Raw genomic sequence first — 12,304 nt, forward strand, 5'->3', positions numbered from 1 at the left:
CGATAAAGTATATCAGTTTTCAATTAACGCTTTAAGGCAAAATGCCCTGTATATATTTTTCCGTCTATAAATTTTGCGACAAACCAATAATCATTACTCGGTAATTTTCTACCATTAAGATTTCCGTCCCAAGCAGTTGCTTGATTGCTTAATTGTGTTATTAGTTTTCCGTAACGATCAAATATACGTATATATGCTAATTGGTTTAATTGTGAGCTGAAACCTAAAACTTTCCAGGTGTCATTAACAGTATCACCATTGGGTGTAAAGTATTTTGGAAATCCAAGAACAGAAATTGTTTCTTCAATAAGACCACAACCATTTCTATCTCTTACATAAATAGTGTGAAATCCTTCGGAAACGTTGGTGAAAATATTACTTTCTTGATATAATCCATCACTCTCATCTATTGCGAATTCATAAACACCATTCCCAGAAACATTTATGCCCACTGTATTATTTGGTGATATACCTTCAACAGCTACACTTTCAATCACAGCAGTTTCAGATGGATTTACGGTAATGGTTCTGCTAGATGAACATCCATTTGGGTCGGTAACTATAACGGTGTACGTACCAATTTCGTTAATCTCATTAAATAACGTATTTACATTGGTTAAGACACCATTATAATACCATTCGTAGTAATAATTGTTGTTTGCATCATTAAGTACCTCTCCATAAATAGTGATGGTTTCAGGAAATGAATTAAGACAATAAATTACCGTTTTATCAGCTTCTAAAACTGGTGTATATAAAACATTAAGATTTGCTGTACTAATACTAAAACACTGATTATTGCTTCGAATCTTTACATATATAGTTTGTGAATCTATACTCGTATTTACAAAATTATTAGGTAATGCATTTAATTCACTGAAGGCATCAGCTTCAGTTTCATAATAACTCACTTCATCACCTGTTGGAATTTGATTAATAATTGAAGCTTCTATATCACTAAGCGTAAAACTTGCAAATCCATCTAGTATATCTCCATCACAGGCTTCTAAATCTGGAATTGTAAGAATATTATTAGACGTTTGTAATTCTAGTTTAGCTATACTCGCGCAATTAGAAGGGTTTATGACTCGTGCATAAACGACTTGGAATGGAGTTGAATTTTCAAAACTTGTTGCCGTTGTTATTGGATTTGTATTTGCAATAGCATCTGCTTCAGTAATAAAAAAGTTAGCAACTATTGAAGAGTTATTATTGTTGGTTATATCTACTTCTGCATCAAAAAGATTGTACGTTGTTAATCCATCCTGATTGACATCGCACTCAACCAAAACTGAATTTTGGACTGTGGGAATTGGCGCATATTCAATGACCACTTCTCCATAAGAGATACAATCGCCTGCAAGTGTTGCTTTAACCGTATACGTTCCTGGATCAGTAACAAAATAAAAACCACAGTTGAAGCAATTTTCTGGTGTTGATTGTACTAAATCACCATTTCTATACCAGTTGTATCCAACCCAAGGTCCAAGTTGCTGCGTGTTTAATTCTAAAGTTTCACCTTCGCAAAGGGCATTACCTGTAGCGATAAGCCTATTTGGTCCTAAATCTGTAGATAATTGAAAACTTCCTGCTTCTAGGAACACAGCAGAATCATATCTATAGTTTTGCTCGTCGGCTATGACTAATTTTACATGATAGGTTTCATTAGGAACAATATTAGCAGTTGCTGTTAATACAGCAGTTTGCCCATTGAAATTAATGGGTGAATTGACGTCGTTATAATTACCAAAATAGGTTTCGTGTTGTGGTGGGCAAGTTCCGGGAACACCAGGCGTAACAGTAGTTGCTTTTACTGGTGTACTAGTGTCTGGTACCAGTGCAATGTTTTCATATTGATTTTGGCCAACTGCAGGTTTAATTAAAAAACCAAATAAATCTGAATATTGACAGCTATTTGGATTGTTTTCTTGATATTCCTCTGAAGCAAAAATGTATCTAAAACTTACTTGTGAGGCTGCTGAGGTAAAATCGAATTCAAGTATAGTCGCATTTAAAGTGCCTGTTTCCTCAAGGGCGAATTCTAAATCATCATCTCCTAACCAATTTGATGCGTCATCATCACTTAAACTATTATTGGGTCCTGGAACATTATTTAGTCTGCCAGTGCTCATGACAATACCACTTTGAAATGGGAAAGTGGTTCCAGTTGCATCAAAATAGCCATAACTCTGATCTGTCCCATTAAAATTTCCACCAACAACATTTGTTACAACCACATTTTCAATACAATTGCTATCTATTAAGATATTCTCAATTAATTCTTGGGCAGAATAGGTTTGATTATCCACTATAATATTCTGAGAATAACTCAGGAAGGATAAAAGCATAATAAAAAATGAGAGTGACTTTTTCATTTTCTTTTTTAAAGGAATGCAAAGATACGCATTGCGCCAAGTCAAGGATTAATTAAGGTGTTAAAGAATGTGTTAATCTCTTATTAACGTTTTAAGGCAAAATGCCCTTTAACTTGAAAGTTTTCTCCGTCTTTAAACACATCAGCAACAAACCAATAATCACCGGTAGGCATAAGGTTACCATTATAGGTGCCATCCCAACCAGCTGTATTGTGTTTAAGAGTTTTCAGAAGCTTACCATAGCGGTCAAAAATATGAATGATTGTACCAGGTAAAGTTTCCACTCCTGTTATATGCCATGTGTCAAAATCACCATCGTTATTGGGTGACATATGTTTTGGAGTGTCTATAACTAAAACTTCTTTAGTGATACGTCCACATCCATTTTGATCTTTAATGGTTAATGTATTATAGCCAATAGGAACATTGAAAAATATATTCGAATCTTGAAATGGTAAATCATTTAACTGATATAGATAGTTGCCAATTCCTGAAACTGTTACCGTAATATTATTAGGGTCAGAAAAATCTATAGTTTCAACCACATCTATGTCTGCAGATTCAGATTCTGTAACATTAAATGTACTTGTTGTTTCACAACCAAATTCATTGGTAATAGTGACTGAATACGTACCTACACTAGTGATTTCAATTTCGGGAGTTATTGCATTTGTTGACCACAAATAAGAGTCTGATGGATTATTAGTTTCGGCAGATACAATTAATGGTGTGTCATTTAAACAAATCACTTGATCTTCAATGTCGATATATGGATTATCATTTATAATTATTGAAAATTGAGTGATATCAAAACAACCTGTCGTATTATTTTCTACACGAACGAAGATGATTTCTCCATCTATTGCGAAATAATTAGATTCTAACGCATTAGTATTTTCAATTGCTTCATTTTCAGAATTATAATATGTGACAGTAAAATCATCTGGATTTTGTCCGTTGAGGATTTCTGCATCTTGCTGATTAAGATCAACTCCTAAAATTCCATCATAATCATCATCACAATTAATAATATCAGCAGGCTGATTTGCAATTGGTAAAGGATTAACATTTAAAACAAAAGGATAAACCACATAACATTGTGTAGTACTAAATGAAACTCTAGCAAATAATGTTTCTACAGTATTTGTATAGGTATAGTTTAATTCAAGGGCATTCTCATTAGATTCAGCGTCAGCTTCAGTTGCATGATATGTCACTATTTTGTTAAACGTATTGTCTAATAAGGTTAAGTTAATGCCTTCGAAATTAATAGTACTGCTTGCATTATCGCAGACATTATAAACTTCAAAATCATTTATTTCTGGTGGAAGATTTATATTTAAATCGAATGGAACTATAATGTAGCAGCCAGTAGCGACATTGCTTACTTTAGCATAAATGGTTTCTGGATAATTGATGTTGAAATAAGCTTCCGGATTTAAAATTGGATTGGATTCATTCTCAGCATCAATTTCACTTCTGTAGTATAAAAATTCAACATTGAATTGTCTTCCATCTAGAATATCCAATTCTATTTCAGTTAAATCCCATTCTAAATCAGTTTCAAAATTATTTCCACAAACTGTTAATGATTGTCCAAAATTAACATCTGGTAAGTCGAGAATATTTATAGAGAAGGTTGTTACATTATAACAACCAGATGCATTATTAACAATTCTGGCATAAAGTAACTCTGGATTACTTGTGCTTGTATAGGTGAGTGCTACTGGGTTTGCGCCAAGATCTGCATTCAATGGTGTATTATGAAACGTTATGCCTAGATCTTGAGGGCTACCACTAGATATCTCGCTTATTTTTTCATTTAAATCTACGATATAAGGACCGTTGCCATTAGTACCACAGACAGGTATATCTGTAGGTTCATTAAAAATAGGAGCTTGTCTTACTTCAATCTGCATTGGTGCGACACCAAAGCATCCTAATTGCTCTTCGTTTTCCAATCTTACATAAATGGTTTGTGGATTAGAGGTGTTTTGATAGGCCACAGTTTTGTCAATTGGGTTAGAACCGTTTAATGCATCTGCTTCAGTTTCAAAATAAAATACTTCCATACCTGTTTGGCCGTTTAAAATCTCGTCGTCTTTATCTTCAAGGATGAAATTAGCGGAATTTCCAATATTTAATTGGCAATTTAAAAAATCAGAGATTTCATTTAAAACAGGATTATCATAAATCAAAATTTCAAAACCAATAATGGCTAAACAATTTAAATTTTCACGCTCTAATCTAATAAATACTTCGCCAGAATCTGTGTTGTAATTTGTCGGATTTTCAATTGGGTCGCGTTCTTGTACCGCGAACTCATAACTTTCGTAATAGGTGATTGTAAATTCACTTAAGTCGCTGGATAATTGTGGTAGTATACTTTCCAGATTGACAATGGAGAATCCATCTTGATCGTTATCACATATGATTAAGTCCTCTGGTGTGATGAAATTCAAACTTTCTACAACTGTTATATCCAGTGTTGTTATATCATAACAATCTGTAACACCATTTGCAACTCTTGTGTAAAACGTTTGAGTGTTACCGGGAATATTATAGGTGCTCGTTATTTCGTTTTCACTATTTTCAGCATCTTCAAAAGTCTCATAAAACCTAACCTGAGCAAAAGGTACTCCTTGTTCCATAATATCGACATAGTAACTTAAGTCTATGGTTGTTGTGCCATCAATAGCATTGAAATTACCACAGGCATCAGCAGTTCTCGGTTGTACAATGGTCGGTGGGTTGACATTGAGTGTAACCTTTGTAACGTTTTCACATTCGTTTTTGTATTGTGTCCTTACATAAAGATCTCTTGATGGTGTATCAACAGTAAGTGGAATATTTGTATTTATAGGATTAACACCATTTAATTGGTCATCTTCAGTTAGGTAATATACTATGGATAAATCTGCATAGCCGCCAATAAGTTCTTCTGTAACTTCATTAAGATCAAAATCGATTATACCATCGGCAGACATATCGTCACAGCGATTCACATCAGTTTGCTCTCCTAAAATATTGTAAGCAATATTTTTATGCAATTCTAATGGTACTACTGAAGTACAATAACCTCCTATTTCTGCTACTGACATATATATGGTAGTTAAAGGAGCTGAGACAGCAAAAATAGGTTCGTCTGCAAATAGAAAACCATTTTGAACTGCTAAGGCATCTTCTGCAGTTGGATAAAAATTAACTCTAGGATCTGGAATAAAATCCCTAACCAGATCTATGGCTTCGTTAAGATTAAAAGCTACTACTGACGAGTCATAATCTGACTCTACAGGTATACATTTGTTGAGAATGTAATTGTCATTACCAATAAAAGGACTTTGGTTAAATTCTAACGTAAATGGCACAGTGGAATGGCATCCATTAAAATCGTCTACAACACGGGCATATAATACTTGTGTCTCAGAAGGGCTTGGATAAGGAGATGGTATAGCATTTTCTCCATTTTCAGCTTCTTCTTCTGTGAAATGAAACGTTACTGTTCTGTTGAATTCAAAATTGGCAACTCTAAAATCATAAAAATCAAAATCGACTGTTGCAGAAATGTATGGGATATAAATCTGATCACAAATAATCACAGGATCAATTTCTAAAGTATTTGGTGCTGCTTTAATAATAATATCAAACCACCCGACTTGAAGACAACTGTCGTCCTGACTCTCAATTCTTACATAAATAGTTTCTAGGAGTTCTGTGTTTTGATAGATACCAACAATTGGATTATCATTATTCTCGGCATCTTCAAGAGATAAGTGGTAGCTTATCATATAATCTGTTGAAGGTAGATTATTATAGATTTCATCATTTTTTTGCGTAAAATCAAAATCTGTAATACCATCGCTTGGTGCAGGATCACATTCTATAATATCATCAATAAGTGCTGCTGGTTGAAATCCCTGAACTTCAACTTCGATAGTATCAGAAAGGGTACATGTACCACCTGAAATAGGTATAGTAACTTCTACATCGTAAGTTCCACTTTCAGAAACTTGTAATGTTGGGTTGTTTTCACCTGCAAGTACATTACCATTAAGAGACCAAGTATAGGTTGCTGCAGTGTTGCTAATGTTAGGATCTAAATCTAAAGCATTACCACAAACGGATTGATCTGGGCCTAAATCAATAGCACCACCAAAACTGTCTGCTTCTATAAATACGGCTGAATCAAAGCGTTCGTCAATGTGGTCTGCAATAACGAATTTTACATGATATGAATTACCAGGAACTACAGCTGCATTGGCCGTCATAACCGTTGTTCTACCATTAAAATTAGTATCTCCAGATCCATAACCTTGAAAGAAGTTTTCGTTTTGAGCAGCACAGAATCCATTGATATCTGGGCGAATAGTGTTTGTACTCACCACAGTAGCTGTATCTGGAATCAATGCTATATTTACATACGGATCCGTACTTCCAGTCGGTTTAATTAGTATCGCAAAAACATCTCTAAAATCACATGGGTATTCCTGCTGATATTCGTCTGATGCAAAAAGGTATTTAAAGGCTACAAAATTATTTGCGGAAATAAAATCGAATTCTACAGATGTTGCATTTAAGGTTTGATCAATACCCAGAACATTTAGAATGTCTTGATCAGTTGTCCAATCTAACTCCCCATCACTTAAAGATTGTGGTATTAAACCATTACCTGCAGAAGTTACATTACCTGTAGATAGAACTAATCCGTTGGCTAATGGAAAATTGGATGTACCTCTATTAAACAAACCATAACTGACTATATTGTTGACCTCTCCATTAATGCTCGATGTAATATTTGACGCTTCAACACAATTATCGCCTATTAAATTCTCGATAAGTTGTTGAGGTTGTAAAGAATTATCCGTAACTATTTGTTGTGCATCTAAATAAATTATATGCACAAGAAAGAAGAGAAATATATATATACTTTTCTTTTTCATATAGTTGTAAAAAAAATAATAGCATTAAGGTAAGTGCTTAACCTCCCTTTTTTGAGATAAAGATACAAAAAGCTACTTAAATTAGTCTGATTTTGAAATGTGTAACACCTTAAGACAATTAAAAATTAACGTTTTAAAGCAAAATGTCCTTTTATCTGGAAGGTTTCACCGTTATGTATCACTTTTGCGACATACCAATAGTCACCAGCAGGCATTTTATTACCATTGAATGTGCCGTCCCATCCAGGAGAATCTGAACCAATTTGTTTCAATAGCTTTCCATATCGGTCAAAAATGTGAATCATAGTGTCTGGTATTGTTTCTACACCTGTGATATGCCAGGTATCAAAATCACCATCATTATTAGGTGTCAAATGCTTTGGTGTATCTATGACTAAGACTTCTCTTGTTATTTGGTCACAACCATTTTGGTCTATGATTGTAATGGTATTATAACCAATTGGTACATTAACGAACACATTAGAGGCTTGAAATGGTAAGTCATTAAGCTGGTATAAATAATCACCAATACCATTAACAGTTATGGTAATATTATTTGGGTCTGAAAAATCAACGGTTTCAACGACATCAATAACCGCAGATTCTGATTCAGCAACATTAAAAGTACTTATGCTTTGGCAGCCGAATTCATTAATAACAGTAACGGAGTACATACCAGTCGAAGTAATTTCAATTTCTGAAGCTGTTGAATTAGTAGACCACAGGTAAGTATCTGTAGGGCTATTAGTTTCGGCAGAAACAACAAGAGGTAAATTACCAGAACAAATCACTTGGTCCTCAATATCTATAAAAGGAATAGGATTAATGACAACTATAAATTGAGTAATTGCATAACAATTGGTGTTATTATGCTCAACTCTTACAAATATGGTTTCACCATTAAATGCATTGTAGTCTGTGCTCAATGGATTTGTGGATTCTGTAGCATTCACTTCAGAGTGATAATAAGTCACAGTGTAATCATTAGGGTTTTGATTGTTTAATACTTCAGCATTTTGTTGACTGAGGTCTATTATTAGATTACCGTCATAATCATCATCGCAGAGAATAATGTCTTCTGGCTGATTTGCGATGGGTAAATGATTGATATTTAGTAAAAAAGGATAAACAGCATAGCAACGTGTTGTGCTATATTCAACTCTTGCGAATAAAATTTCTGAAATATTTGAATAAATGTAATCTGTATTTAGTTGATTTTCATCAGCTTCGGCATCGGCTTCTGTTGCATAATAGCTTACTAGTATGTTAAAGGTGTTGTCTAATAATAGGGTATTAACATCTAACAGATTTACAGTATTATTTTCATTATCACAGATATTAAATACTTCAAACTCGTTGATTAGTGGTGGATTATTTATGATAAGCTCAAATGGTACTGACACGAAACATTCTGTAGTATTGTTTCTAACTCTTACGTACAAGGTTTGTGGACTTGATATATTAGTATAAGTTTCAGGATTAGAAATAGCGTTAGTATCTCCTAATAGATCTTCCTCAGATTCAAAATATGTAAATTCTATGCTGTACTGTCTTCCCTCTAAAATTATTAGTTCTATGTCTGTTAAATCCCATTCCAAAGATGAATCATAATTATTACCACATGTTATAAGTGATTGTCCATAATTTACTTCAGGAAGTGAAAGTGTATTGACATTAAATGTTCTAATACTGAAGCACCCAGAATTTGGATTTAAAATGCGTGTATAAATTAATTGTGGATTACTGGTGGCTGTAAAGTTTAACGGTATTTGGTTGGTACCTAATTGTGCATTTAGAGGAGTTAAATGAAAGGTAATCTCTAAATTTGTAGTACTTCCTAAGCCAATTTCTGTAATTTTTTCACTCAAATCTGTACTAGCTAAACCATTATTATTTATATCGCATTCAAAAACATCTGTTGGATCATTAAAAATAGGTGCTTGTCTAACTTCAATCTGTATAGGTGCTACTGTAAAGCAACTATTTTCTTCTTCATTTTCTAACCTAACAAATATTGTTTGAGGATTGGAAGTGTTTTGATAAGCTAATGTTTTATCGATAGGATTGTCGTTGTTAATAGCATCGGTTTCGTTTTCAAAATAAAAAACTTCCATGCCTTCTTGTCCGTTTAAAATTTCAGGGTCTTTATTAATAAAGAAAAAGTCTGCAGAACTATTAAAATTAGAAACGCAGTTAATAAAATCTGGTATTTCGCCTAACTGTGGACTATCGAAAACTAATACTTCAAAACTTATTACAGAAAAACACTCTAAGCCAATGCGTTGTATTCTTATAAAAACTTCTTGAGTTTCTGTAAAATAGCTATTTGGGTTTACAATAGGAAAACGATCTCCTAATGCGTTATTTAAAGTTTCATAAAAAGTAATATCGTAATTACTTAAATCTAATGGTATTTGTGTTGGGACACTTTCTAAATTAACAGTAGCAAAACCTTCTTCATTTTCTGAACATGCTATAATTGGGTTTGGAGTTGCAATATCCAAGTTGTCAATAATCTCTAAATCTAAAGTTGTTACACTATAACAACCTGTATTATTATTAATAACTCCAACAAAAACCTGAGCGTTATTGCCTGTAGCGTTGTAGCTTTCAATAGTGTTTTCATTGTTCTCAGCATCTTCTTGTGTAGCAAAGAAATCTATATTAAATGAGCCATTTAACCCTTGAATTATTTGATATTTAAATGGAGTTAATTGAATGGTTGTGGTATTTGTTTCAGCATTATAGTTACCACAAGCTTCAGCAGTTTGTGGTGGTAATATGGGAGCACCAACAAGTTCTATCGTTACTTTAGAATTATGAAAACATTCATTTTTATAGTTTGATGCTATAAATAAATCTTTAGTAGGTGTATCTATTGTATATAATGTGTTTGGATCTAGAGGGTTTATATTGTTATTTCTATCAGTTTCAGTTTCGTAAAATGTTAAATCGAAATATGCATAGTCTTCAGATAATTCTTCAGAAAGTTCGTTTAAATCAACATCAACGATACCGTCATTGCTAGAGTTATCGCATCTAAACACTGTTTTTTCTTCACCTAAAATATTATATAATACATTTTTGTGTATTTCTAATGGCATAAAGATTTCACAATAGTCTCCTGATGAAACTCCAACAGTAACAGAGGCTATAGGGTTACTAGTTGTAATTGATGGTGGTACAGAGGCAATTAACGTAACTAATCTTATAGTTAATCCTGGATACATTTCTTCTACAGCAGCCATGTAATCACTAATAAGATAAGTTTCTACGAGTGTTTCATAGTTGTATGTGGTTGAGTCTTCTTGAGAAAATATAAAAAGATCTGGATCTAAACAGGTATTAACAACAAATCTATCAATATCTAATTCAGGAGAACTTTGGTATTCAAAAAACAACTTGACAATAGAAAAGCAGCCTTCAAAATCATCAACAACTCTAGCAAAAATAAATGGAGGCTCAACATCAATCTCTGAATTTTGTGTTATGGCGTTTTCCGAATTAATAGCATCAACTTCAGTTAAATGGTATGTTACAGTTCTATTAAATTCATAATTAGCAACTTCAAAATCAAAATCGCTAAAATTTTCGACAGTTATTCCTCCGTCATTTAATACGCCATCACAAACGTCAATTGTTACTTCTAGAGTATTGGGCGAATCGTAAATTGAAATTTCAAAACTCCCTATTTGTAAACAGTCACCACTAAGACTTTCAACTCTAACATAGATAGTTTCTGTAGGTTCAGTATTTTGGTACAGACCTACAATAGGATTATTGTTATTTAAAGCTTCATCTTCACTTAAATGATAGCTAATATTGTAGTTAGTTGAAGGAAGGCTTTCAAAGATTTCATCATTTTTTAATAATGGAAAATCAAAATTATAAAATCCATCACTTGGTTGAGGGTCGCAAATAGAAATGTTTTCAATAGCACTAGCTGATTGAAAGGGAATAATCTCAATATCTACAGTATCAGTTAATACACAGGTTCCGCCAGGTATAGGTATGGTAACTTCTACGGTATAAGTACCTGATTGATTTACTTGTAAAGTGGTATTATTCTCCCCAGGAATTTGTGTTCCATTTAAAAACCAAGCATAACTGGCTAATGGATTGTCTATATCGGCGTTTAATGTTAAATCATTTCCACAAATGGCTTGGTCTGGTCCAAGATCTATTGCTCTACCGAAGCTATCGGCTTCAATAAATACGGCAGAATCAAAACGCTCGTCTATATGATCTGCTATGACAAACTTTATATGATAGGTTTCACCAGGAATTACCTCAGAGTTAGCTGTTAATATTGTACTATGACCATTAAAATTTGTACTTCCTATATTATAACCCTGAAAATAGTTTTCGTTTTCTGCAGGACAGAATCCGCTTATATCTAGATGTATTGTATTTGTGCTAATTTCTGCAGAAGTATTTGGAACAAGTGCGATATTAGTATAAGGGTCATTAGTACCAGCCCTTTTTATAAGAATGGCAAATATATCTTTGAAATTACAAGGGTATTCTTGTTGGTATTCATCTGAGGCAAATAGATATTTAAATGCCACAAAGTTATATGCAGAAACAAAATCAAACTCAATAGAAGTAGCATTTAAGGTTTGATCTAAACCTAAAACATCCAGAATATCTGAGTCTGTTTCCCATTCTATTGTACCATCACTTAAATCTTCAACAACTAAAGAATTTCCAGCAGAAGTGACGCTACCTGTAGAGAGAATAATGCCGCTTTGCAAAGGGAAATTTGACGTGTCTTTATCAAAAGACCCATAGCTAATAATATTATTAGCGTTGCCATTACTATTAGATGAAATGTTAGATACACTCACACAGTTTTCGCCAACTAAACTCTCTATGAGTTCTGTTGGTTGTTGTGAATTGTCTGTAATTATTTGTTGCGCAAACATAAAATATGTAAGTGCAAAAAAGAATGGAGATAAATAAATCCCTTTCTTATTCATCTAGCTTTTT

General features: G+C 33.3%; 3 protein-coding genes. All 3 read right to left on the reverse strand.

Translation table 11 applies throughout. The features are described 5' to 3' along the window. Window positions 1-23: 23 nt before the first annotated feature. Complete coding sequence (locus ACTG3Y_RS05680) at window positions 24-2,375, reverse strand: choice-of-anchor L domain-containing protein (protein ID WP_439151953.1); 2,352 nt, start codon at window positions 2,373-2,375, stop codon at window positions 24-26. Window positions 2,376-2,458: 83 nt separating this feature from the next. After that, window positions 2,459-7,315, reverse strand: a complete 4,857-nt coding sequence (locus ACTG3Y_RS05685; RefSeq protein WP_439151954.1) for a choice-of-anchor L domain-containing protein — start codon at window positions 7,313-7,315, stop codon at window positions 2,459-2,461. 125 nt (window positions 7,316-7,440) lie between these two features. Beyond that, a complete protein-coding gene (locus ACTG3Y_RS05690; RefSeq protein WP_439151955.1) occupies window positions 7,441-12,294 on the reverse strand; it encodes a choice-of-anchor L domain-containing protein in 4,854 nt (1,617 codons plus the stop codon). Window positions 12,295-12,304: the final 10 nt, after the last annotated feature.

The organism is Winogradskyella sp., assembly GCF_965656915.1.
Classification (GTDB): domain Bacteria; phylum Bacteroidota; class Bacteroidia; order Flavobacteriales; family Flavobacteriaceae; genus Winogradskyella.

What these genes read in the sequence shown, in the direction of transcription:
- ACTG3Y_RS05680 (WP_439151953.1), bottom strand. Translation starts at nt 2,375, where the DNA reads ATGAAAAAGTCACTCTCATTTTTTATTATGCTTTTATCCTTCCTGAGT.
- ACTG3Y_RS05685 (WP_439151954.1), bottom strand. Translation starts at nt 7,315, where the DNA reads ATGAAAAAGAAAAGTATATATATATTTCTCTTCTTTCTTGTGCATATA.
- ACTG3Y_RS05690 (WP_439151955.1), bottom strand. Translation starts at nt 12,294, where the DNA reads ATGAATAAGAAAGGGATTTATTTATCTCCATTCTTTTTTGCACTTACA.